General features: G+C 40.0%; 24 protein-coding genes. 6 read left to right on the forward strand and 18 right to left on the reverse strand.

What is annotated here, in order from left to right; all coding sequences use genetic code 11:
* Positions 1–2: 2 nt before the first annotated feature.
* From AC1TO9_RS11125 to AC1TO9_RS11150, 6 genes are all read right to left on the reverse strand, one after another.
* Positions 3–881, reverse strand: a complete 879-nt coding sequence (locus tag AC1TO9_RS11125; protein ID WP_482055567.1) for a metallophosphoesterase — start codon at positions 879–881, stop codon at positions 3–5.
* A 31-nt stretch (positions 882–912) separates the two neighbouring features.
* Positions 913–1695: a DUF3891 family protein gene (locus AC1TO9_RS11130; protein ID WP_482059193.1), complete on the reverse strand. Its 783-nt coding sequence runs from the start codon at positions 1693–1695 to the stop codon at positions 913–915.
* A gap of 25 nt (positions 1696–1720) precedes the next feature.
* Entirely contained in the window at positions 1721–2557 is an 837-nt protein-coding gene (locus tag AC1TO9_RS11135; protein ID WP_482055565.1) for an AAC(3) family N-acetyltransferase, read from the reverse strand.
* 72 nt (positions 2558–2629) lie between these two features.
* Complete coding sequence (gene sdhB, locus AC1TO9_RS11140) at positions 2630–3394, reverse strand: succinate dehydrogenase iron-sulfur subunit (RefSeq protein WP_482055564.1); 765 nt, start codon at positions 3392–3394, stop codon at positions 2630–2632.
* 78 nt (positions 3395–3472) lie between these two features.
* Positions 3473–5218, reverse strand: coding sequence for a succinate dehydrogenase flavoprotein subunit (gene sdhA / locus AC1TO9_RS11145; protein WP_482055563.1), 1746 nt, complete (start codon positions 5216–5218; stop codon positions 3473–3475).
* A gap of 13 nt (positions 5219–5231) precedes the next feature.
* A complete protein-coding gene (locus AC1TO9_RS11150; RefSeq protein WP_482055562.1) occupies positions 5232–5900 on the reverse strand; it encodes a succinate dehydrogenase cytochrome b558 subunit in 669 nt (222 codons plus the stop codon).
* A gap of 299 nt (positions 5901–6199) precedes the next feature.
* On the opposite strand from AC1TO9_RS11150, the gene AC1TO9_RS11155 reads away from it, so the two are divergent.
* Positions 6200–7105: a LysR family transcriptional regulator gene (locus AC1TO9_RS11155; protein ID WP_482059194.1), complete on the forward strand. Its 906-nt coding sequence runs from the start codon at positions 6200–6202 to the stop codon at positions 7103–7105.
* Between the two features lie 56 nt (positions 7106–7161).
* Here the strand turns inward: AC1TO9_RS11155 and AC1TO9_RS11160 are convergent, their stop codons facing one another.
* Positions 7162–7830 carry a potassium channel family protein gene (locus AC1TO9_RS11160; protein ID WP_482059195.1) on the reverse strand — a complete coding sequence of 223 codons (669 nt, stop codon included), beginning with the start codon at positions 7828–7830 and terminating at the stop codon, positions 7162–7164.
* Positions 7831–7870: 40 nt separating this feature from the next.
* On the reverse strand, positions 7871–9211 hold the full coding sequence (locus AC1TO9_RS11165) for a TrkH family potassium uptake protein (RefSeq protein WP_482055559.1): 1341 nt from the start codon (positions 9209–9211) through the stop codon (positions 7871–7873).
* A gap of 348 nt (positions 9212–9559) precedes the next feature.
* On the opposite strand from AC1TO9_RS11165, the gene AC1TO9_RS11170 reads away from it, so the two are divergent.
* Positions 9560–11200, forward strand: a complete 1641-nt coding sequence (locus tag AC1TO9_RS11170) for a CPBP family intramembrane glutamic endopeptidase (RefSeq protein ID WP_482059196.1) — start codon at positions 9560–9562, stop codon at positions 11198–11200.
* On the opposite strand, the gene uvrC is transcribed toward AC1TO9_RS11170, so the two are convergent.
* Together uvrC and trxA are read right to left on the reverse strand one after the other, a co-directional pair.
* On the reverse strand, positions 11172–13061 hold the full coding sequence (uvrC, locus tag AC1TO9_RS11175) for an excinuclease ABC subunit UvrC (protein WP_482059197.1): 1890 nt from the start codon (positions 13059–13061) through the stop codon (positions 11172–11174). The genes AC1TO9_RS11170 and uvrC overlap by 29 nt on opposite strands.
* A gap of 94 nt (positions 13062–13155) precedes the next feature.
* Complete coding sequence (trxA, locus tag AC1TO9_RS11180; RefSeq protein WP_482055556.1) at positions 13156–13473, reverse strand: thioredoxin; 318 nt, start codon at positions 13471–13473, stop codon at positions 13156–13158.
* A gap of 232 nt (positions 13474–13705) precedes the next feature.
* On the opposite strand from trxA, the gene AC1TO9_RS11185 reads away from it, so the two are divergent.
* A complete protein-coding gene (locus AC1TO9_RS11185) occupies positions 13706–13864 on the forward strand; it encodes a YqzM family protein (RefSeq protein ID WP_482055555.1) in 159 nt (52 codons plus the stop codon).
* A 230-nt stretch (positions 13865–14094) separates the two neighbouring features.
* Here AC1TO9_RS11185 and dnaI read toward each other — a convergent pair whose 3' ends face one another.
* From dnaI to AC1TO9_RS11200, 3 genes are all read right to left on the reverse strand, one after another.
* Positions 14095–15048, reverse strand: a complete 954-nt coding sequence (gene dnaI, locus AC1TO9_RS11190; RefSeq protein ID WP_482059198.1) for a primosomal protein DnaI — start codon at positions 15046–15048, stop codon at positions 14095–14097.
* 43 nt (positions 15049–15091) lie between these two features.
* Positions 15092–16600 carry a DnaD domain protein gene (locus AC1TO9_RS11195; protein ID WP_482059199.1) on the reverse strand — a complete coding sequence of 503 codons (1509 nt, stop codon included), beginning with the start codon at positions 16598–16600 and terminating at the stop codon, positions 15092–15094.
* A 156-nt stretch (positions 16601–16756) separates the two neighbouring features.
* Complete coding sequence (locus AC1TO9_RS11200) at positions 16757–17050, reverse strand: YuiB family protein (protein WP_482055552.1); 294 nt, start codon at positions 17048–17050, stop codon at positions 16757–16759.
* A gap of 208 nt (positions 17051–17258) precedes the next feature.
* On the opposite strand from AC1TO9_RS11200, the gene hemQ reads away from it, so the two are divergent.
* Positions 17259–18008: a hydrogen peroxide-dependent heme synthase gene (gene hemQ / locus AC1TO9_RS11205; RefSeq protein ID WP_482055551.1), complete on the forward strand. Its 750-nt coding sequence runs from the start codon at positions 17259–17261 to the stop codon at positions 18006–18008.
* A gap of 71 nt (positions 18009–18079) precedes the next feature.
* On the opposite strand, the gene AC1TO9_RS11210 is transcribed toward hemQ, so the two are convergent.
* On the reverse strand, positions 18080–18325 hold the full coding sequence (locus AC1TO9_RS11210) for a hypothetical protein (RefSeq protein ID WP_482055550.1): 246 nt from the start codon (positions 18323–18325) through the stop codon (positions 18080–18082).
* A gap of 1 nt (position 18326) precedes the next feature.
* Positions 18327–19520, reverse strand: a complete 1194-nt coding sequence (locus AC1TO9_RS11215) for an NAD(P)/FAD-dependent oxidoreductase (RefSeq protein ID WP_482055549.1) — start codon at positions 19518–19520, stop codon at positions 18327–18329.
* 329 nt (positions 19521–19849) lie between these two features.
* On the opposite strand from AC1TO9_RS11215, the gene AC1TO9_RS11220 reads away from it, so the two are divergent.
* Complete coding sequence (locus tag AC1TO9_RS11220; RefSeq protein WP_482055548.1) at positions 19850–20851, forward strand: NAD(P)/FAD-dependent oxidoreductase; 1002 nt, start codon at positions 19850–19852, stop codon at positions 20849–20851.
* A gap of 156 nt (positions 20852–21007) precedes the next feature.
* On the opposite strand, the gene sda is transcribed toward AC1TO9_RS11220, so the two are convergent.
* Together sda and AC1TO9_RS11230 are read right to left on the reverse strand one after the other, a co-directional pair.
* Entirely contained in the window at positions 21008–21130 is a 123-nt protein-coding gene (gene sda, locus AC1TO9_RS11225; RefSeq protein ID WP_482055675.1) for a sporulation histidine kinase inhibitor Sda, read from the reverse strand.
* Between the two features lie 274 nt (positions 21131–21404).
* Positions 21405–22067 (reverse strand): YheC/YheD family protein, encoded by a 663-nt coding sequence (locus AC1TO9_RS11230; protein ID WP_482059336.1) that lies wholly within the window; start codon positions 22065–22067, stop codon positions 21405–21407.
* A gap of 138 nt (positions 22068–22205) precedes the next feature.
* Here AC1TO9_RS11230 and AC1TO9_RS11235 point away from each other — a divergent pair, with 138 nt between their 5' ends.
* Positions 22206–22415 carry a hypothetical protein gene (locus AC1TO9_RS11235; protein WP_482059200.1) on the forward strand — a complete coding sequence of 70 codons (210 nt, stop codon included), beginning with the start codon at positions 22206–22208 and terminating at the stop codon, positions 22413–22415.
* 526 nt (positions 22416–22941) lie between these two features.
* On the opposite strand, the gene AC1TO9_RS11240 is transcribed toward AC1TO9_RS11235, so the two are convergent.
* Positions 22942–23529 carry a DUF4352 domain-containing protein gene (locus AC1TO9_RS11240; RefSeq protein WP_482059201.1) on the reverse strand — a complete coding sequence of 196 codons (588 nt, stop codon included), beginning with the start codon at positions 23527–23529 and terminating at the stop codon, positions 22942–22944.
* Positions 23530–23774: the final 245 nt, after the last annotated feature.

Consider the following 23774-nt stretch of genomic DNA (forward strand, 5'->3'; position numbering starts at 1 on the left):
GTTCACTCTCCAGACTTATTCAAAGTAAATACAGTTAGTTCAGGTCTACATAGAAATCTTATTGGCAATTGCGTAACTCCCACCCCACGATTCACATATAACTGCATTCCACTGGATTCCAGCTTGTAGAGCCCCTGTATATATCGCCTTGAACCCAGAGGGGTAATTACTGCTCCGAGGAAGGGTAACCTCACCTGCCCACCATGGCTATGTCCTGATAGTTGAATATTAAATGGATATAGCGCCGCAGTATCAGCATAATCAGGTTCATGCATGAGTAATAGTGAAAAGGTACCTTCCGTTATACCCTCCAGTGCTCTCTTGGGGTCAGGATTACCGTGTAGTTGATCTTCTAATCCTACAATAGCAAACATGCTATCTTGTTTCCTCACAATCACATGAGTATTCTCAAGGACAGTGAACCCAGACTGTTGTAGCATACGCTTAACTTCAGCGGGTTGCCCCCAATGATCATGGTTACCTAATACAGCATATTTCCCTAACGGAGCCTGAAGTGAAGATAAGTCTGGAATGGCTTCGATTAATGATTCTGAATCGCGATCAACCATATCTCCCGTGAAGCAAATAATATCTGCCGATTGACTTGAGATCGCTTTAACTAGATTCTTCACCCTCTTACTATCGAAGTGAAAACCTAGATGTACATCACTAAACTGAACCACTTTCAATCCATCAAAGGCTGACGGAAGCGTTTTGAAATATAATTGTACCCGTTCAACAGAGAGCTGCCTCGGTTCCCATAGCCATGCATATCCACTTGTAAGCAACCCTGCACCCATAACCGTTGATATACTTATCTGTAGAAACTGTCTTCGTGACATCTTCTTCGAGGAATATTGAGCTTTCTCATTATTCATCATGATACATCGTCTCCAATATATTAAATATTGATTACCTACTCTGAATTTGAATAGAGTAATTTATTTCTTCACTATTCAAGAAAGCTTCGACTATACCCATCTTTTGAATATCCATCTTGGATACATATCTACAAGGTAACTTAATTGAAAAGGTAGAGTCAAATGGATAATTGGTTAATTCCACTGTCGATTGGTCCTTCCAGAATCCCTGAATCATTCCCCCATGAGTACAATCAAATTGTTTCGAAACAGCGAATCCATCACGAAACCAAGGATGCTCATGTTCCTTAGCAATTCCCGGTTCATTCAAACATAGGTATAAAGATAAATCATCACAGAATTTCAATACTTGAAGATCGTAAGTAAGTTCGCCTTCTACAACTAATTCGGTTCCACCCAGCAATAACTGTATATGATCTCTACGCTTCTGTTCATGTTGCATATACTTCGTAAGTGTTGGATGTTCAAGGTCTGCTTGGTTCAGAAGGTTCTCGAAATGCAAACTACATATTAATGCTGCGTATAGGCTTGTCGATTCGATTTCATCTAATCCTCTTCTGTAGAATGCAAGCTTCGTTGCGAGGGGTAAATCAATAAACGTATAAGGTGCGTTCTGTGCATCATTCCAAAAAGGCATGTCATCCAAATCAATCCATCCCCGATCATGCTCAGTCACCGCGAATATAGCTTCTTCCCAACGTTTACTACTTCGGAAGCTTACTGAATTAAATGCCTTAGCAAATTGACCTGCGAGCACTCCGTGGTCATGTTGCGTAATCATGACCCATTCCTCTTTACGTTCTCTGCATATCATATCGATTCCTCCTTAGGAAGTGTGATTATCGATTATTCTCTAACCAAGACACCGCATAATTCACCAAATCTCTTTGTTTGGCAAGCATACAAGGCGATTTACCAATGTTCCCACGTATACATTGTTCAGAACGATACCGTTCGAAATCCGATCCTATGATTTGAAAATCATCCGAATGAAAATTAATGTCTTGATATGATCTCCACTCTGTATTTTGTTTACCCTTTATGGGTGCTTTGGACTCAATTTCCTTCTTCCCGCGGTATGAGGCTCGATATTCTGCCAGATGAAAAGACGTATTACTATCATGAGTCGTTCCTAACAATAACACATAGGTATCCATCTCAAACATTTTTGCGAGTGGTGAACTCTCTCCTAAACTATAATCTAACGGGTGAGACTCCATGAAGTATTTAGCAAGTCTCCCCCTAGCAGCGAAAGATGTGTGAGGATGAGCGCTACGCCAAACTTCAGACTGTTTGCGAAATGTTTCTGGAATCATCCCCATTCCTGTGGTCACCGTGAAATCCGGATCATACGGAGGCATACTCTCGCGGATAAGGTGCCACCACTGAGGGTCTGCTGGCGGATTCATCCAAGTCTCTGGATCTGTAAGATTAGACGATTGTGTAGGCATAATAAGTGTACCCTCGTCTCCTAGTACATTCTCTAATGCCAGAATCACGGCTTCTGCTCCTCCTACGATCCAACCACCGATGCTTTTCAAGGAAGAATGAACTAATAAAGACATACCAGGACGTATTCCGAGTTTTTTGCAATCTCTCATCATATCGGCGCTCGTTATCGGTCGATCAATAATCAATATATTCTCCTCCATTCCTAAATTTTGTGAGCTGTCCATTCTCCACAAATAACACCTCTATAGTATCGCAGAAGTTGCGAATCGTAGAGGTGTTATTATTTCAAGCTTTTATTATACTCCCAACCAACGCTTAAACATATGTTTTGTTGTGTCTTTATTCATTTCAGCAATGGAAGTTGTAAGTGGAATACCTTTGGGACAGGAACGCACACAGTTCTGTGAGTTACCACAGCCATCTATACCGCCGTCCTCCATTAAAGCATCCAACCGCTCCTCAGAATTCATTTCACCCGTAGGATGGGCATTAAAGAGCCTCACCTGTGATATAGCTGCAGGTCCAATGAAGTCCGTCTTCTCATTCACGTTGGGACAGGCTTCAAGGCATACGCCACATGTCATACATTTAGACAATTCATAGGCCCATTGACGTTTCTTTTCTGGCATACGCGGTCCAGGTCCCAGATCGTATGTTCCATCGATTGGAATCCATGCTTTCACTTGCTTGAGTGCCTTAAACATTCGATTACGGTCGATCACAAGGTCACGAACGACAGGAAATGTACTCATCGGTTGTAAGCGTACTGGTTGTTCCAAATTATCGATAAGTGCTGCGCAGGCCTGCCGTGGCTTACCGTTAATAACCATTGAACAAGCACCACACACTTCTTCCAAGCAATTGGAATCCCAGCATACAGGAGCAATATTCTCACCTAAGCTATTCACTGGATTCCGCTGAATTTCCATGAGTGAACTAATGACGTTCATATTCGGACGGTATGGAACTTCAAATTCCTCCGTATAAGGTTTGGAATCCGGTGAATCCTGACGAGTAATAATAAACTTAACATTTTTCTTAGCTACAGCTGTTTCCGCCATATCAATTCCTCCCCAATGTTTTGAGCGTTTCTACTTGATGTACGTCGTTCGTACAAACATACATCGAAGGCATAAGCTCTACTTTTCTTTCGAATAGTCGCGAATTCGCGGTGGGATTAAAGATACATCGATCTCATCGTATGAGATCTGCGGACCTTCAGGCGTCCATTTCGCTTTGGTTGTCTTCAGGAACCGCTCGTCATTACGCTCCGGGTAATCCGGCTTATAGTGAGCACCACGACTTTCATCACGCATTAGTGCACCTAGTGTCATTGCCTGAGCAAGCTCAAGCATATTCCATAGTTGACGGGTAAACGCCACACTTGGATTGTTCCAACGAGATTTATCACTCATATTGATATTCTTATAGCGTAGCTTCAATTCTTTAATCTTCTCAATAGTAGCCTCAAGCTTGTCATTATAGCGAACAACAGTCATGTTATTCGTCATCCATTCGCCTAGCTCTTTATGGATGACGTAAGGATTCTCTGTTCCATCCATCGCGAGCAGATTCTCATATATATCCGTCTGTTCTTTCTTATAACGCTCAAATAAAGAGGAAGGAACATCTTCCGCTTTCTTCTTCAAGCCCTTAATATATTCGACTGCCTTCGGTCCAGAAATCATACCACCATATATTGCAGATACGAGTGAATTAGCTCCTAAGCGGTTCGCACCGTGATACTGATATTCACATTCTCCAGCAGCAAACAGTCCTGGAATATTCGTCATTTGATTGTAATCAACCCATATTCCACCCATAGAATAATGGACCGCAGGGAATATTTTCATAGGAATTTTCCGAGGATCATCCCCCATGAATTTCTCATATATCTCAATAATACCGCCTAATTTCACATCTAATTCCTTTGGATCCTTGTGAGAAAGGTCAAGATATACCATATTCTCTCCATTTACCCCAAGACCCTGATTGACACACACATCGAATATTTCCCGTGTCGCAATATCGCGTGGAACCAAATTTCCATAAGCAGGATACTTCTCTTCTAAGAAATACCAAGGCTTTCCATCCTTATATGTCCAGATTCGTCCGCCTTCCCCACGTGCAGATTCTGACATTAAACGTAACTTGTCATCCCCTGGGATAGCTGTCGGGTGAATCTGAATGAACTCACCATTAGCGTAATAGGCACCTTGCTGATAAACAGCACTTGCCGCTGTACCCGTATTAATGACAGAGTTCGTTGTTTTACCGAATATGATACCTGGACCACCACTTGCCAATATCACCGCATCAGCAACGAAAGTATGAACTTCCATGTTCTTCAGGTCTTGTGCACATATTCCCCGACATATACCTTCATCATCAATAACTGCAGATAGAAATTCCCAATTCTCATGCTTAGTAACTAATCCGTCTGCCTCATACCGACGTACCTGCTCATCCAATGCGTATAACAACTGCTGACCCGTTGTTGCTCCTGCAAACGCTGTCCGGTGATATTTGGTACCCCCAAAGCGACGGAAATCAAGTAATCCCTCTGGAGTACGATTGAACATTACACCCATCCGGTCCATGAGATGAATAATACCCGGTGCTGCATCACACATCGCCTTGACAGGAGGTTGATTCGCTAGAAAATCTCCACCATAAACAGTGTCATCGAAATGCTCCCAAGGAGAATCGCCTTCCCCTTTCGTATTAACCGCTCCATTAATTCCGCCTTGCGCACATACAGAGTGTGATCTCTTAACTGGAACTAATGAGAATAAGTGTACGTGAGTCCCTGATTCAGCTGCTTTAATGGTTGCCATCAACCCAGCTAATCCACCGCCCACAATAATAATATTTGTTGTTGCCATAATTGAGCACCCCTTAACTTAAGACTGTCTTTAATGATCCAATAACATCTATTGCACTCGCAAATTCAACATTACGGAAGGCAATAAGTGACAATACGAACAGTACTGATACGATAGCAAATAGCCCCATACACATCATTGATGATACACGTTGAGAACGTGGGCCCACAGTAATTCCCCAACTTACAAGGAAAGACCAAATGCCATTGGAGAAGTGAAAAGCTGTAGATAGAACACCGATTAGATATAATGTGAAGGTAATAGGGTTCATTACAACGGCATGAATGATGCCTCCCAGTTCTTCATGTGTAACATTTCCAAGAGCTACTTGCACCCGAGTTTCATATACATGCCAAATAACGAACATGAATGTAAGTACGCCTGTAATTCGTTGTAACGTGTATCTCCAGTTACGCTCATACTTGTATGAACCTACGTTAGGTGTGGACTGATAAGCAATATATAAGCCAAACACCCCATGATAGAGTAGTGGTAACCAAATGAGAAACATCTCCATGAAGAATACAAATGGCAAGCCATTTAGGAAGGCAACTCCCTCATTAAATTGTTCAAGTCCTCCTTCAAATGCACCGAAGTTCGTCACTAGATGCTCCAGTAAAAAGAAACTTAATGGAATAACCCCGAGTAACGAGTGAATCTTTCTGGCATAATACCCTTTCATATGACGAGTATTCCCCTTTCCATAACAGCGTTTTCAATTCATAGTTTATTATAAAACCACATTAAAACATGACATAATCCACAGAGATTGCTATAAAACCTCTATTCATCTCCCTATTTTGTGAACATCTTGTGGCACTTTTCATGTTACTCCATTTCATCTTATAATGGAATTGCAATATAAGTATTATTAGTTATAACTAAAACGCATATGCTAATATATAAACAAGTAGAAACAGCTATGCCGTCTTTTTTCAAAAAAGCTTATGTTTTCTTATATTTTAATCAGGGAGGTGTACTATGTTTGAATCATTAGATGTATTTGCAATTGTCGTGGAACAATCCAGCCTTAATAAGGCTTCCAAACTACTTAATATCTCTCAACCTGCTTTATCACGCAAAATCGCAAAATTGGAGAGCGATCTTGGGGTCAAGCTTTTCCATCGACGCGGCAAACGATTAGAGTTAACCTCCATCGGACATTTAACCTATGTCTTTGCCCAGGAACAAGGTAAGCAACAAAGGAAATTTCTGAGAACTATTTCCCAACATCAAGATGGAAGCCAAATCTCTGTCACTCTCGGAGCCAGTCTAACGACTCTCCAAACTACTCTTCCGCCATTAATAAATACATTTATGGTAAAGTATCCGACAGCTGAAATCAAAGTGGTTACAGGGAGAACTCACGAGATCGTCTCCGCACTTCGCGAGAAGAAGATTGACGTAGGGATTGTTGCTTCTTCTATATATGAACCAGGTCTAACCTGCATCCCATTATTTGATGACCATTTGGAATTAGTTCTTCCGAGAAACCATCCTCTAGCTGAACTGACTGAGGTCAACATGAATCATTTGCAAGGAATACCGATGATTATCTTCTCCAGCGGAACATGGTATCGCAAATTAACAGACGAGCTATTTCAAAGTACGGGAATCATTCCGGATATTCGGATGGAGATCGATTCTTTCGAAGCCATTGTTCGCTTACTACCGACTTGTAAGGCTGTAACACTACTTCCCAAATCTTATTTACATCAAAGATTACTTGATGACAATGAACTAATACTTATCCATATCCCCGATCTCAAAGAGACTCGACGGACTACTTCCTTAATTTACGGGGATTATTCGGAGCTAAGTAAAGCCGCCCAACAATGGACCGAAGAAACGACATCATTATTCAACTCATCTACTCTTTATCAATAAGCCCAAAAATAAACCCAGAATCCATTACATCAGATTCTGGGTTAGCCCCAATCCATTTAATTGTCGATCATTAGTTCATTCTCCAATTGTGCTATGTTCTCGTTAGATCCAATAATGACCATAATATCATCAGTCCGAAGCTGATCCATAGCGGTAGGAGCTATAATAATTCCATTTGCTCTATGCAAGGCTACGATACTGCAGCTAAATCTCACACGCGTATTTATTTCTGCCAATGTCTTTCCATCAAGCCGAACCGGTACTTTAATCTCGACAATGCTATAATCTTTCGAAAGCTCAATATAATCCAACAGATTGGGAGTGACCAATTGGTGTGCCACCCGGATGCCCATATCCCGCTCGGGATAAATAATTCGATCTACGCCAAGCTTCTCAAGTGCTCTCCCATGCAGAACAGATATCGCTTTAGCTATGACAGTGGTCACCCCTAAGTCTTTTAAGATGATGGTCGCAAGAATACTCATTTGAATATCGTCTCCAATGGCTACAATCCCACAATCAAAATTACGAACACCTAACGATTTCAGTACTTCTTCATCTGATGCATCGGCTACAACAGCGTAAGTGAGTAATTCACTCATATTACTTACAATTTCTTCATTTCTATCAATACCTAGCACTTCATAATTTAGTGCAATAAGTTCAAGTGCTACTGCCGATCCAAACCGGCCTAACCCAATAACAATAAACTGCTTCTTTTTCATTTTTATCCCAATGCCCCTTTTTCATACTTCAATTTCTCATTTATCCAATGATCACTTTACCCTCAGGATGACGGTATAATTCTTTTCCTTTCTTCGGTCCTAGTGCATAAGCAAGTGTAATCAGTCCTAGACGACCAGCAAACATCGTAAAGATAATGAGGATTTTGCCCGTAAAACTTAAGTCCGTCGTTAACCCCATGGAGAGCCCTACCGTACCGAAGGCAGATGTAGTCTCAAATAATATCATCAAAAAGCTACTGTCTTCTGTCGTAGAGAGTACCATGACTACAGCTATGACAAGCAAAAGTGAAAGTATTGTAATCGTCAGAGCTTTGAATATCCGTTCTTGCGCAAGACGGTAACGGAACATCACAATATCATCTCGACCACGTAACATTGCGATAACAGCTCCAATAATAATTGTAAACGTCGTCGTCTTGATCCCACCTCCAGTGGATCCTGGTGAAGCACCAATGAACATAAGTATAACCATGAAAAATTGAGAGGCCTGTCGCATATCCCCAATAGCAATCGTGTTCGCTCCAGCTGTACGTGTCGAGACTGATTGAAAAAAGGAACTGAGGATCTTTCCTCCTCCATGCAGCGATCCCAACGTTTTGGTATTTGTAAATTCGAAAACATATATAATGATCGCTCCGAATAAGATCAAGAATGTTGTCATGGACAGCACAACTTTAGAGTGCAGTGATAATCTGCGTGTTCTTCGAAAATCTACTATATCAGATAATACAATAAATCCAATCCCACCTGACACAATCAGGAACATAACTACAAAATTAACTATAGGGTCATATACAGAACCTGTGAGGCTGTGGAAATGACCGAATAGATCGAAACCAGCATTGTTAAACATCGAGATCGCATGAAAAATACCAAAGTATAAAGCTTTTCCAAAAGGCATGTCAAATGCCCAACGACTAGTCAACACAATTGCTGCAGTTCCTTCTATCACGAAGGAAAACAATAATACTTTTCGAATCAAACGTACTATACCTTCCATTGTATTCTGATTCATCGCTTCTTGCAGTAGTAATCGATCCCGAAGCGAAATCTTCCTTTTTAGAGCTAATGAGAACATCGTCGCCATCGTCATAAAGCCAAGACCACCCACTTGAATGAGTGCAACAATGACAATTTGACCAAATGTACTAAAAAATATTCCTGTATCCTTAACTACCAAACCAGTTACACATGTAGCCGATGTAGCCGTAAATAATGCATCAATAAAAGCTAGCGGCTTTCCTGTTGTATTAGAGATAGGTAACGTGAGTAACAAAGCTCCTAACATAATAATACTGGCGAAACCCAATACTAGAATTTGCGGAGGGGCTAATTTAATCCAACTCAACTTTAACTTCAACACGTTCACCCCTTAAAAGACCAACAAAAAAAGACACTGGAAATCCGATGCCTCTCGGGTTGGTTCCACCGTATTTCATATGAAAATTCGGCGCATTATTTATTTGCATCACGATTATAATCCTTATTTAGAAACTGTACAAAGTTCCTTTTCGTATAAATGATTCAATATAACGTTAAAAGAGGATAAGGGGCGTCCTCCAAGGGTTATTCTCTCTGTTTATATGTTATTATCTTCGCTTTTAACATGTTTTCGCATTTTCATTTTACAGTTACTGGATTAACAACTTGAACCTATGCTATGTTTACGTTATTCTAATGGCTACATAAAAATTTGGGAGGGAAATAAATGAATTCGTTAGGGCAACCTTTGAAACTGAAAGCTAATTATAAGATTTTGAGTATCTGCGCAGCTATCGGTCTGCTTGTATTCATGATTGTGCAAGTTTTTCCTAGTACAGCTTCAGATACATTGGAGCAGCAGAGCAGGGATTTAATTAGTAAGGAACAAGCAAGAGTAGTTGCAACACAATATGCTGAGTCACAACTTCAACTTGAAGTAGCATCTTCTCAAGAAAGTCTCGTCACATATCAATCTCATTCAGAATTATATGGTTATCTTGCTAAAGAGAAACTCGTAAAGAAATATGATGAGACTTTTGCAAGTAAATATCCATACGACGTATATCGCGTCCGTCTAAAGGAAGTCGATTCAAATACATTTTTCAATATTGATATACATATGAACACAGGTGAAATCGTAGCCTTTGCTCAGGTGAAATCTCTTACTGCACCATCTATGGAAGTTCCCATGAATTCAAGAGATCAAGAGGCTCTTGCTGTACAATGGTTGAGTAAATCAGGCTATAATCCAAGTGATTTCCACATCGTTCCGAATGAAGATTCTCACCTCACGTATGCTGATTCATCCACGATGATTGGTGAGGCTGAACTACAGTTTAACTTCACCTTCGGCTCTGAAGTAATACAATCCTTCCAACCTTCATTTTCAGTTCCAGAAGAGCATTCTTCCTATGTGAACAACGAACGCACGAAAGCACTCTGGATGACTTTCCTTGGATATGGGTTTCTGACTCTGGTACTAGGTGTACTCGCTATCGTTTATAGTGCATTAACTAGAAGGCATACTTCTTTTGTAAGAGGTATATTCCTGAGTTCCTTCTACTTCATTGTATCGATGTTGAGCACACTAAATATGTTACCCGCATTGGAAGCGCAAGGGGTTACAGGTATTGCTCTGATCATCGGATTGATCGTGCAAGGGGCTCTCACTTTAGTTATGGCTGCCTTATTGTACTTCTCTCTTGTCGGCGGAGATGGCTTATGGAGAAAGGAAGCCAATCTGAATCCTTGGCCACGCTGGAAAGAAACAGGTTATGGACATTATGTACTTCATAGCATGTTCGTTGGATACTTATGGGCATTAATATTGTTAGGAATACAATCTATTATTTATTTCACTTTAGATCTAACGATCCATAGTTGGTCCACGACAGACGCAACACAGTCTCCCATTAACATGATCTACCCTTGGATGTTGCCATTATTAGCATGGGTGGCTGGAATTTCTGAGGAAGCTGTTTATCGTTTATTCGGCATAAAGATGATGAAGAAGCTTGTTAAAAATACCTTTGTAGCCTGCCTGATTCCATCCATCATCTGGGCATTCGGTCATACACTTTATCCTATTTATCCCGTTATTTCACGGCCAATAGAGCTTATTATCATCGGATTACTGTTCAGTTTCATCTTTTTACGCTATGGCTATATCGCTGTCATGTTCAGTCATGTTGTGTTCAATAGCATCCTTATGGGATTGAGCCTACTCATGCTAGGGGACACTACCAATATCATAGCTGGAATTGTTTCTATGATCATGCCATTCATCGTCGCTTATCTCATTTACATGTTTCGTTCCAGAAAAAAAGAGAAGCCTTATGTTATGACTCCTCCTGAAGTGCTGCAATAATTTGTGAGGCGAGCTTCTCGCCTATCGAGAGAGACCGGAAGTCTTCGACACTGGCCTCTCTTATTTTTTTGAGTGAACCGAAATGCTTCAGCAGAAGCTTACGACGCTTATCCCCCACTCCGGGAATAGCATCGAGTTGCGAAGTAACCATCGATTTACCTCTTTGTTCACGATGAAAGGTAATGGCAAAGCGATGGACCTCATCTTGAATCCTCTGTAAAAGATAGAATTCCTGGCTATCGCGTGGAAGCTGAATCGTCTCAGCCGGGTCACCAATCATTAGCTGAGAAGTTCTGTGCTTCACGTCCTTCACTAGCCCACACACAGGTATAAATAATCCTAATTCATTCTGTAACACATCCACAGCGACCGAGATTTGCCCTTTTCCGCCATCTACTACGATGAGGTCTGGCATTTCCAAGTTCTCCTTCAACACACGCTCATAGCGACGACGAATGACCTCACGCATCGTATTGTAATCATCTGGACCCGCAACCGTACGAATTTTGTACTTTCTATATTCTTTCTTCTCAGGCTTACCATCAATAAATACAATCATGGCAGATACAGGATTCGTTCCTTGAATATTAGAATTATCGAAAGCTTCTATTCGGTGTAGTGAATCAATTCCTATCGCTTGACCTAAATTAGCAGCCGCTATAGATGTTCTCTCTTCGTCACGTTCAATAAGTCTGAATTTCTCATCTAAAGCAACCTTCGCATTCTCAATCGCCATGTCTATTAAGTGCTTCTTCATCCCACGCTGTGGTACATATACTTTAATTCCTAACCACTCCTGAAGGGATGAAACAACGTTGCTAGCATCCAAACTCCCTGCTAATAAAGGGGCAATAACCTCACTTGTAGCCTCTATGTCAAGTTCCTCCCGCTGTATGTCAGGGAGTAGAATCTCTTGTGGTAATGCCGGATTGTCCAAATAATATTGCGTAACATAAGTCATAAAGTCACTGTAGGCTTCCCCATAGAACGGAAAGACCGAAGCATGGCGGTGAATCATCTTCCCTTTGCGCATATAAAGAATCTGAACACACATCCAGCCCTTATCCACAGCAAACGCGAGTACGTCTCGATCTCTTGCGTCCGAAGTTGTAATTTTCTGTTTCTCCATAATCGTATCTATACTAATAATCTGATCACGAAGCTCTTGCGCACGTTCGAAATAAAGTTCCTCGGAAGCTTCAAGCATCTTACGCTGCAGTTCCTTCCTTATGACTTCATGCCCACCATTTAGAAAAGAGCTAATTTCTTGTATAATCTCATCATATGTCGCTTGAAGCACCTCATCTGTGCCACACGCTAAGCACTGTCCCATATGATAATAGAGACATGGTTCCTTCTGCTTCGAGCTACATTTACGAAGGGGATACATACGATCAAGAAGCCTCTTTGTCTGCTGCGCCGCATAGGCATTCGGATAAGGTCCGAAATACTTTCCTTTATCCTTCAGTACACGACGTGTCACTTCCAAGCGAGGGTGTAACTCATTTGTAATCTTTATATAGGGGAATGTCTTATCATCTTTTAGCAAAACATTATATCGGGGTTGATGTTCCTTAATCAGATTGCACTCCAAAATAAGCGCCTCTATATTACTCCTTGTAACGATATATTCGAAATCTCGAATATCAGATACTAACAGTTGGGTTTTTGCATTATGACTCCCTGTAAAATAAGAGCGAACCCGATTCTTAAGCACTTTAGCTTTACCCACGTAGATAATAGTTCCTTCGCTATTCTTCATCAAATAGCATCCAGGAAGATCCGGTAACAAGGCTAATTTATTTCTGATATGAATTTGAGCTTTCTCTTTCTCTTGTTCAGAATGGATCTGGTGCTCCATTTACTCTCATTTCCTCCCTTCAGACCTCTTATCATCATCGCATTGTAATAAAGCGCCCCCGGAATCCGGAGACGCTTAGAATATAACATCATTCTTATTGGTGTTTGGTGATCATGTTCTTTAATGCTTCCTTCGAGTTCAATCCAACCACTTTATCTACCGGTTGACCATCTTTGAAGACAATCAAAGTTGGGATACTCATGACACCGAAACGAGATGCTGTTTCTGGATTCTCATCCACATTCACTTTAGCGATCTTGACACTATCACCTAAATCAGTGGATAGTTCATCCAGAATAGGAGCGATCATCTTACAAGGACCACACCAAGGTGCCCAGAAATCTACTAATACTATTCCTTGACCTTCTACTTCTCCGGAAAAGGATTGATCAGATACATTAACAATAGCCATTATATTTCCTCCTTAATTTAGGAAAGTTCCATGAATTTAAACTGATATGTCTTTGAGGACAGTTCTAAGTATAGCACATTTTAATTAGCAATGCGAAATGCCCACACTCACTTTTTCTAGATATTCTTTACAAGTTCTTTTAGTATTGAGTATACTTGAAGTAAGTTAGGTCTATTTGTCTATGATTATTATCATGTGCAAAAAAAGTGATCTTTATGAGGAGGATTTGATCATGGAAGCAAATGTGCATTTCAAAGATCCACGTGAACATATCAATGAAGAGCCACGTGATGATTTGGGCGATTTAATGGCTGGCTTTGGTGGTATGTTCCTACTCATGACCGTTCTATTCTTCGGTATGGTTATTATCAAGTTCATTGTCGTTGGCTAATCGTAGCTCATGTTAGGACAATACAGGAAGGGGCTGTCCCGAAAGGTCTTAACTCTGACCTAGCGAGTCAGCCCCTTTTTGTAAAAATATAAGAAAGTATAAGTTTCACTTCATACTCCATTTCTTATATTTCGGCAGAGACGGAAACCTTAAAGCGATACGAAGTATCGCTAGCATCGGAAGCATGAACCCCTTCAAAAGGACGGCGCAGCCGTTTCAGCTTGTTTCATTTATCGATTGCCACGATGGTTCTCTCCATGTAAGTTCACTACATCAACGAAAGGCGCAATTCGATCCATTAAACGTTGCCCTTTATATCCTTCTTCCCCATCCTTATTCGTAAAGCTGAGATGCTTCTCTAGACTCTCGAGGTTGTAATTCGAAGTATAAAATGTTGGTTTGCGATTCATTCGATAATTTAGAATAGATCCCATGATATGGTCGCGAGCCCATGGATTCAAATTCTCCGCACCAATATCATCAAAAATAAGCAAATCACAATTCTTCATCATTTCAGTCGTTTCCTTAAGCTTTACATTATCCATCATTAACGATTTCAAATCCTCCACGAACTCCGGCATATAGACTATAACTCCAGTGAAGCCCGCAATCGCTAATTCGTGCAGCATGTAGCTCATAAGAAATGTCTTCCCAGTTCCAAATGAACCATAGAGATACAATCCACGTATGGATAATCCATTCTCCTTAGTCTCGCTAATATATTGAAACACCTGTTGTACTGCAGGTGCACGCAAACGATCCTTGCCCATAATCTCTACTTCTTTATACCCCTCATTCAATGCCCGCTCATCCACATAAAAACTCTGAATACGTTTCTTCACTTGATCCTCATGTTGTTTAGTGACATAGAGTGCGCAGGGGGCCTTCCGTTCATTTAACTCTGCCACTCCATTGATTGTTTGCACCTCAAGTTTAGTAAAATGGCCTTGAAAGTCATTGGGACATTTAGCAAGTCCGGGACAGTTATCACAGTTACGCTTATCACCAACATACTGATATAAACGACTCATATTGAGACGTAGCTTAGCATCATCTAATTCAGGATGAAGTATACGTAACTCCTTAATCCGCGGATGATTAAACAGTTCTTCTTCTAGCTCCTGTTGCTGACGACGGAAAGAAGGGTTCTTCATCTGCTTGAGAAGTTCACCTAAAGACTCCATCCCTTATCCCCCTTAAAATGATTATTTAATACTCTATTCGGATTTAGCCTTGTTTCTTATTCGCTTGAATTTCGGCAGCCATCTTCATCATTTCTTCAAACTGTGCTTCTGACACTTCTTCAGCCGGACTGTTATCCTGAGCTACAGGAATTTCCGGCTTCACCTTCGTAGTTTTGCCATATGTCCGACTTCGTGTGTTACCTGAGGCTTGCGCCTGCTTACCTTTCACCTTGGACTGATCTTTAATGTACTGCACTGCCTTCTCATAGGTATCAATCTGCTTCAACAACATATTAGATGCGATAGCCTCTACAAAATTACGATTAATACGCTGATCACCACCTGAAGCCAATAGTGAGATCAAATAGTGAATGAGTATATTAATAACTTCTCCAGGAAGCTTATAACTCAGATCAATCTTTTCAAATATATCTACGAAGTTATCCGGCACAGAACCAGGAAATAGCGTCTTTAGTAATTTAGTATATGGTTCATTTCGAAGCATCATATTATACTGATGTATATCACATTTAGACTTAAATTGCATCGGAACTTCAACATAATACTCCATCTGCACAGCATGTTCCATTTGAAGGGACGCTGTAGATGTTTCTTGCGCTTGACGAATAGATATTATTTTACCTGCTTGAACTTCTCGTTGTTCTTGTCTTTTCTTTCCTTGGCGAAAATGTAAATTAGCCTGATGTTGTAATTCATCCAGTTTGATATCCCCCTGTACAGTAAATATTCCATCTTCATCAAGAAGACGACATAAATCCTGAACACTCAGATCATATTTATTGACAACGTAATTCACAATGCCCATTTGTTCAAAGTTGAAACGAAGCTTCTCGACATACTGGCGATTGTCAGATTCTTTCGGAAAACGAAGAATGATATCAGCATAGTTCAGACCGTTACTTTCATCGCCTGCCTGTAGAACCGATTGTCTTGTGGTAGAAACTTCAGATAGTGCTTGCTCCAATTCATAATCTATCACATGTGTGTTTAATTCAAAGATTTCATAAAAGGGCACCGAAATATTCTCTTTATTGTGCGTAGCTCCTGACCATTCTTCAGGTTCTTTGGCCCACAGTTCCTCACGTAAAGAAAGAACCGCAAACTTACCAATCTTATCGCGTAATAAAAGTGTTAAGTGCTGCGTATTAAAAAAATCAGACGGTGATAATGGGGCTGCCAATTCATACTCGTACATATAATCATCATTATCTGGTATATAAATACGACTTGTTTGTAAAAGACCTACCGCTTCAAGCTTCGAAGCTTGTTCTATAAGAACTTTGCGCCCCGCCTCACTAGGATCCATCCCCAGTGTTAAAAACAGGTGGCGTTGTTGATCTATATTGGAATAACCTATCTTCTCTACAGGTATTTGTTGAAACAGCAGACGATAGAAACTAATAGCGAATGCACCAACCATCGGTTGATAGATACAACTTAGCATTCTTTCATCCAAGCTGCTTAAACTAAAATTACGATACACATAGTATAGATGGTTCTCAGTATAATGTAGAAGACTCTTTATGCGCATTGTTTACCTCCCACTCATTACGTACACTTCTTCTATTCTATCATAATTTCAATAGTGCATTCGACGTATTCCATGTTTATTATTTAAATTACATCATTTTCCATATATAGAAAAACAGCCCCTCCGTAAGGAAGGACCGCTTATAAGGACACATATTCAAAACATGGTATATCCACCTTGACGCAACTTCTTGATCGCCCAACCACTAACATAGGCCCCTACTAAACCAGCAATCCCCGTAAGATAGTCTCCTATATGAAACGAACTAAGATGAGTCCAAAAGGACATACTGTGATCCCACATAGAATATAGAACAACGGGCAAGATCACGATAATGAATAAATAACAAGGAAACCACGTTGTCTTCATTAACATATTAAGAATAAAGCCAATGCCGAACATCATTACAAAGAACAACACCATCAATACGATCATAGGTATAAATCCCACTTGGTTTAGCTCACCTCTTCTTCATATCAACTATTCAATTAAAAACATCACCAAAAGACTAGCTAGTAGCTAGTTTACTAAATAAATTGTCACGAAGCAATGAACATTGCGTGAATTGATTGTGACATCGTTTGCTCAATGGCTTCCACTTGAGATACAATATAATTATTGTAATAGGATGTTACCAAAATTAGGAGTGATTGATCATATGAGTGAAGTCGCACAAACCCTTGAAGGATGGTATTCTCTTCATGATTTACGTTCCATAGATTGGGCTGCCTGGAAATCTGCTGATGACGAAGACCGTGCCATGGCACTAGATGAACTTCATGCATTTCTGCAAGAGTGGACTCATGTAGAATCTGCTCAAAAAGGGAGTAGTACTGTGTACTCCATTGTCGGTCAGAAGGCTGATTTTATTTTTATGCACCTACGCGAAACACTAGAAGATTTAAATGCTGTCGAAACGGCATTTAATAAAACAATGTTTGCTAAATACACGACCAAAGCTTATTCCTACGTCAGTGTTGTTGAACTCAGCAATTATATGGCTAGTGCAAATGGCGGTAACCCTATGGATAGTCCGGAAGTAGTCGCACGACTTAAACCTATTCTTCCAAAAAATAAATATATCTGTTTCTATCCAATGAACAAGAAACGCGATCTCGGAGATAACTGGTACATGCTCAGCATGGAGGAACGTCGCACATTAATGCGTAGCCATGGTTTGATCGGTCGCAGCTACGCTGGTAAAGTGAAACAGATCATCACTGGATCCGTTGGACTTGATGACTGGGAGTGGGGAGTCACTTTGTTCGCCGATGACGCTCTCCAATTCAAGAAACTTGTCTACGAAATGCGTTTCGATGAAGTTAGTGCTCGCTATGGCGAATTTGGAGCATTCTATGTAGGTAGTCTGCAGAACGAGCAATCTTTCCAAGATATGCTTAAATTATAAGCTTTAATTACTTCATTATAAAAAAAGGATTTGTCACACCAATGAACGGGTGACAAATCCTTTTCTTCTTGTTATTCTTGCGTTGTTTCTTTCCTAGAATTCAGATATTCCGCCGTAGCTGCATCACGAGCACGACCTTTCTCCTTGAGCCTTTCAATAGCTGGTAGAATCAGAATATCAACTTCCTTCTGAACCGTATAAGCCATATCGTAAGCATCTTGTGATTCTAAGTAAGATCCAACTTCCATCAGTGCATTATAACGATCCAATTCATCCCTCGTAAGTAACCCACGAACTTGAACGCTGCAATGTCTCATCCTATAAGAATCTTCCCTTTTTCAGCGCAAGTCCAATGCCGCCGATAGTTAATAGATATCTCATGTCTACAATTTTCTTCAGTTGAGCTGCGATCCAGCCCTTATAAGTCTTGTTACCTACAATTGCAATCCCCTCACCTTTACCTAGAGAAGCGACTGTACCCTTATTACTATAATTGAATTTCTTCAGCGGTTGCTTACGTATCGTAGCTACCACGTTCTGTGCACAACACACACCTTGTTGCATCGCTATTTGTGCAGTTGGTGGATATGGGCGACCTTCTGGATTGAACACAAGTGAGTTGTCTCCAATGATAAATACATTTTCACTACCTGGGACGCGTAATTGCTCATCAACTTTGACCCGACCCCTCATCGTCTCGAAGCCTGCAGCTTCGATCATATGATTCCCACGAATTCCACCCGTCCATACAACAGTAGAAGCTTTGATCTCTTCACCTGTTGCAAGAAGAACTCCTTCGGTTGTACATTCCTTGATGGCTACGCCCATTTTGAACGTTACACCTTTACTTCTAAGTACTTCCATAGCGTACTCCACTAATTCGGGAGCAAACCCTGGCAATGCAGTTGGAGCTGCTTCAACATTATAAATATTCACAAGATTAGGTTCCACATCATATTCTTTACAAAGCTTCGGAATACGATCAGCTAGCTCAGCTACGAATTCAATACCACTGAATCCAGCTCCCCCAACTACGAAATTAATGCGTTCTTGTGCGTTCTTCTCATTCTTATATTGTGCAAATTGATATTCAATATGTTTGCGTATCAGGCGGACCGAGTTGATGCTTCGAATGGACATCGCATGTTCAGCAAGCCCAGGAATACCGAAACTTTCAGGCTCTCCTCCCAATGCGATGATAAGATAATCATAAGAAAGCGTACCATCTTCAAGAATAATCTTTCTTTCTTGCGGACGAATCTCTTGTACAGATGATTTCACCAAATCAATCTTAAATTCATCAATTAAATTCGAAATTGAAACGCGTGTATTCTCTATACTATCTGTCCCTGCAGCTGGCATATGCAGATGTGTTGTGATGTAGTGATAGTCATGTCGATTTACCAGCGTAACATCAGCCTCGTTATACTTTAATTCTTTTTGTAGTCTTTGCGCTGTTAAGATTCCTCCGTATCCAGCACCTAGAATTACAATTTTGGGAATGTTGCTCATGATCCTACTCCTTCCAAGTTTTCCTCTTTATATAGTTTTAAGCTTTTCAAACCTTATGTTGTGAAAATTTACATATCAATAATAAAACACTTCAATTCTAGAAATGAGATATTTATCACATATATACTAAACCTTTTATAAGATATAATCAAAGGTATGTTTCATTATTGATCTAGCTCATCACATATACATAGAAATACTAGCCATTTTGCAAGTAAATATCAAGATTTATTTGTAAAGGACGACACTTTTCTTATCTTGTCGATCAGATTATAATGAATAAGATCAATTATGAAACAATAACTATTTATTTGGAGGTGCTTTACCGAATGACATCCGAACCAATTAACGAAGAAATGACCGATATAATTATCATCGGGGGCGGACCTGCTGGTATGTTTGCTGCATTTTATTGTGGTATGCGTCAAGCGTCCGTAACTCTTATCGAAAGTATGCCTCAGCTTGGTGGGCAACTTGCTGCTCTTTATCCAGAGAAATACATTTATGATGTTGCTGGATTCCCTAAAGTGACAGCTCAAGAACTTGTAGATAACCTACAACAGCAATTGGATCTCTTTAAGCCTACTCTACGTCTTGAAGAAAAGGTCATCTCTGTCGTTAAAGTAGATGAACGCCATTTCATTGTTGCAACTGACCAAGGTGAATATCATTCTAAGGCAGTCATCATAACAGCAGGTGTGGGCGCATTTGAACCTCGCAGACTAGAAGTTCCGGGGGCAGAACGTTTCGAGAAGGCGAATCTTCATTACTTTGTGAATGACCTTCAAGCTTTCAAAGGTAAAAAGGTACTGATCAATGGTGGCGGTGACTCCGCAGTTGACTGGGCACTTATGCTAGAACCTATTGCTGAACAAGTTACTCTTGTCCATCGTCGTGATAAGTTCCGTGCACATGAACACAGTGTTGAGAACTTAATGTCTTCCAAAGTAAATGTAGTTACACCTTCAGAAATCACTGATCTTCACGGAGAGAACACAATAGAAAGAGTCACCCTCTCACATGTTAAAACAAAAGAAACGCAAGAGATCGAAGTAGACGAGGTTATTGTTAACTTCGGATTCATATCCTCTCTAGGACCTATATCTGAATGGGGCATCACCATCGAAAGTAATTCAATTGTTGTAGATTCACGAATGGAGACTAATATCCCAGGTATATTTGCAGCAGGAGATATTACTACTTATTTAGGGAAGTTAAAACTCATTGCCGTAGGATTTGGCGAGGCTCCTACAGCTGTAAATAATGCCAAAGTATATATTGATCCTGAAGCACGTCTCTCTCCAGGCCATAGCAGTAACATGAAGCTATAACTTCCATTATTATAAATAAACAGCTTTAAGGGTATCCCTTCTTAACGGACATGCTTTATCGTTAAGTGGATACCCTCTATTAGTCTGTCATAATCATGTATGTTAATAATGCACGCACACCTCCGAAACTCCAACTTTATAAGTACCGATCACTACCTAAATACCTAAATTACGTTTGTTTATTTCAGCTAATAGTAGCTTTATGAAATCACGCTCTAGCTTTAACTGAACTGCCAGCTCATAGGAATCTAGCAACATCTCATCCGTTAATATAGCTATGACAACCATATCCTTTCCTATTTCTTCCTAAAACTATCATATCAAACAATCAATAGCAGAACAAGCGTTCTATTTATCCACAGGACACTGTGGAGAACCTGTGTATATTTTGTTGATAATAGTCAAATAGACTGTCAAATAGCAGTGGATAATGTGGACAATTGTTATGCACAGGGCAGAATCCTTTCACTTCCAAAAAAAATATTTTTTTATTCTTTATCTACTCTATTAAATTACCCTCTATTAAGTCCGTGACTCAACTTTTCGATAGTTCTTATTGTGGACGAGTGTTTACTTCAAAAATCCAAATCCGGCCATTTATATCCACCCCGTAATCAAATCCGAGCTCACCAATTCCCGGGAAATGTCGCTCCATAATGGTTGTGCACACTCTTGTCAGTTGACGCATTTCTTGACGCTTAGCTTTGGTCGATTTATTAGGCATGGACCGACGTAATCCCTCGTGGCAACTAAGCAATGTCCCTCCCTTACTCAGATTCGTAACAAACAGACCTGGCTTTGCAAGACGCCCTACCATAGAACGGAATATCCATTCCCCCCCTGACTTAACTACCTTTACCCGATAGTCAATAGGTCGCCCATTAATGGTTGCCAGACGGATTCCTTGTTGTATTAAGTAGGGTCTAGATGCTTTTATTTTGCGAAATGCTATCATCATATTGTCAAAACTCGAAAAACTCAAAGTTTGTGAATGATGTGTTAGCTTATACCCTTTCGCACTAATACTTATTCGTATGACCCCATATCCACCCCCACCAACAACTGGCTTCACAACAACCATTCCAAATCTACGAAGCATCTTTCGCATGTTAGAATCAGTTAAGTGCCTTGTCAGTGGAATAAACTTTATGACACTAGGATTACTCAATAGTGCCTTCGTCTTTAACCACTTGCTTGCCAACTGTCTTATTGCCATCTTCATCCATCCCTTCTGGCTGGTATATAGTAACATACTCCCACGTTGCCAATAATTCTTGGATGATTGGCTTACACTATTAAATCGGATATAATCAAGTGTAAATGGATATGAAGATACGGGAAGGAAGATGAAACTGTGGCACAGTTTTTCGAAATTTTATATTGGATCGCAATTGTTGGGATGTCAGCAGTTCTGGCACTAGTCACTTTAATGATCTTTGCCATTGGGTTTAAATTTATTAAAAACAAACGAAATATTTTAGGAATGGGCTGTATCGCCTTTTCCATTGCAGCCGCAACTATGATCGTATTGATGGTTAATCACACATTTCTCTTGAACACATGATAAGACCGTTACCTATGCAGCAACCAGCTAAAAGCCACTTGAATGATGTTTATGGTAAATGATTTTAGCGAAGTGAAGTTGATGGTTTTGTAATTTGATACCCTTAACATGTTCGATCAGAATCATTGACCTCGTCATCATTAGATAAGTTTGACTTTGAAGGTACAGTTTCGCCTTAAGTAATACCTATTTTCCATTTGTACTGCATCTTCTATGTACCTCACTAGAGTGAAGAGTATCAGTAGCACAGCATATTGAAAGAATAAGTAGATTGATTCTATATTGGCGGATCCAGCTTCCTTCAGCAAAAATTAGATGAGATACAGTTCGTATCTTCTTGAGCATTACGCTCATATTATAGTAATATTAAACTAAATAAAGAAAACGAGTCAGAAGATGTTGTTACATCTCCCGACTCGCTACACGATTTACCGCTTTAAAGACGGTTGGAATTTATCAAAAGTGATATCTAAATAGAAAAGTAGACCATCATCCTTTGGGGATATTTGATCTACTTTTTTGAGTCTTATTTTGCTTCAAGTTCCCATATTGCAGAGTCGCCACTGAGCGAGAACATTTCTTCATAATGAAGCTCCCAGACACCTTCTTGTGCAGGAACATCGAACAACACTACACCTTTAGCTTTCTTCCCACTAGGTACATCGGCAGTAAGATTCATCTCATCTCCTAAAGCCTGTGCTAATTCAAATCCATCTACATCATACATTTTGAAATTATAACTTGAAACTAAAATGTTTTCTGCTGTTGTATTCTCGATAATAACATTTATCTTAACAGCATGGTCTTCTGTAAGTGGTTGGAATTGATTGATTTTACCATCATACTTTGTTATATCTACAACGGTGATTTTGATACCATTAACATTCAGTGTATCACCCACTTTGGCATTGACAACTGGTTCTTCAACTACAACTGATTCTTTATCTGCTACAACTGGTTCAGTTGCGTTAGATGAGGTTGTTCCTGCAATTTCTTCTACTTTCTTTTGTACTTCTGGACTTGCATTTTCCTTTGTAACAACTTGCTCAGAACACGCAGAAAGAGATAGTGCTAGTACTAAAGACACGCCCAACATTTTGATTAACTTAGACAATATTATTCCCCCAATGATTATATGGTTATAATTACCTACTTATTAGGTTATCATATTTGTAAATATTTGTCGAGAATTTGTGTGTATGTCGAATTCACACTCATAAAAATACCGAGAATCTTCAACATCGATCAATCGGTTACCCATTGGAACTCTACGTTCTTTCTTTTTTAGCATAAAAAATACCTCCTAAGTTTATGTTATAGCAATCAACACAAGCTTGGAGGTAGTTATCCGCAACCCAT

The organism is Paenibacillus sp. Y916, assembly GCF_056786435.1.

Bases quoted from the DNA above. Each gene is read 5' to 3' on its own strand.
- uvrC (WP_482059197.1), bottom strand. From the start codon at position 13,061: ATGGAGCACCAGATCCATTCTGAACAAGAGAAAGAGAAAGCTCAAATT.
- AC1TO9_RS11185 (WP_482055555.1), top strand. From the start codon at position 13,706: ATGGAAGCAAATGTGCATTTCAAAGATCCACGTGAACATATCAATGAA.
- AC1TO9_RS11130 (WP_482059193.1), bottom strand. From the start codon at position 1,695: ATGATATGCAGAGAACGTAAAGAGGAATGGGTCATGATTACGCAACAT.
- hemQ (WP_482055551.1), top strand. From the start codon at position 17,259: ATGAGTGAAGTCGCACAAACCCTTGAAGGATGGTATTCTCTTCATGAT.
- AC1TO9_RS11220 (WP_482055548.1), top strand. From the start codon at position 19,850: ATGACATCCGAACCAATTAACGAAGAAATGACCGATATAATTATCATC.
- AC1TO9_RS11155 (WP_482059194.1), top strand. From the start codon at position 6,200: ATGTTTGAATCATTAGATGTATTTGCAATTGTCGTGGAACAATCCAGC.
- AC1TO9_RS11135 (WP_482055565.1), bottom strand. From the start codon at position 2,557: ATGGACAGCTCACAAAATTTAGGAATGGAGGAGAATATATTGATTATT.
- AC1TO9_RS11150 (WP_482055562.1), bottom strand. From the start codon at position 5,900: ATGAAAGGGTATTATGCCAGAAAGATTCACTCGTTACTCGGGGTTATT.
- dnaI (WP_482059198.1), bottom strand. From the start codon at position 15,048: ATGGAGTCTTTAGGTGAACTTCTCAAGCAGATGAAGAACCCTTCTTTC.
- AC1TO9_RS11125 (WP_482055567.1), bottom strand. From the start codon at position 881: ATGATGAATAATGAGAAAGCTCAATATTCCTCGAAGAAGATGTCACGA.
- sdhA (WP_482055563.1), bottom strand. From the start codon at position 5,218: ATGGCAACAACAAATATTATTATTGTGGGCGGTGGATTAGCTGGGTTG.
- AC1TO9_RS11160 (WP_482059195.1), bottom strand. From the start codon at position 7,830: ATGAAAAAGAAGCAGTTTATTGTTATTGGGTTAGGCCGGTTTGGATCG.
- AC1TO9_RS11170 (WP_482059196.1), top strand. From the start codon at position 9,560: ATGAATTCGTTAGGGCAACCTTTGAAACTGAAAGCTAATTATAAGATT.
- AC1TO9_RS11230 (WP_482059336.1), bottom strand. From the start codon at position 22,067: ATGGCAATAAGACAGTTGGCAAGCAAGTGGTTAAAGACGAAGGCACTA.
- AC1TO9_RS11210 (WP_482055550.1), bottom strand. From the start codon at position 18,325: ATGAGACATTGCAGCGTTCAAGTTCGTGGGTTACTTACGAGGGATGAA.
- sdhB (WP_482055564.1), bottom strand. From the start codon at position 3,394: ATGGCGGAAACAGCTGTAGCTAAGAAAAATGTTAAGTTTATTATTACT.
- trxA (WP_482055556.1), bottom strand. From the start codon at position 13,473: ATGGCTATTGTTAATGTATCTGATCAATCCTTTTCCGGAGAAGTAGAA.
- AC1TO9_RS11195 (WP_482059199.1), bottom strand. From the start codon at position 16,600: ATGCGCATAAAGAGTCTTCTACATTATACTGAGAACCATCTATACTAT.
- AC1TO9_RS11215 (WP_482055549.1), bottom strand. From the start codon at position 19,520: ATGAGCAACATTCCCAAAATTGTAATTCTAGGTGCTGGATACGGAGGA.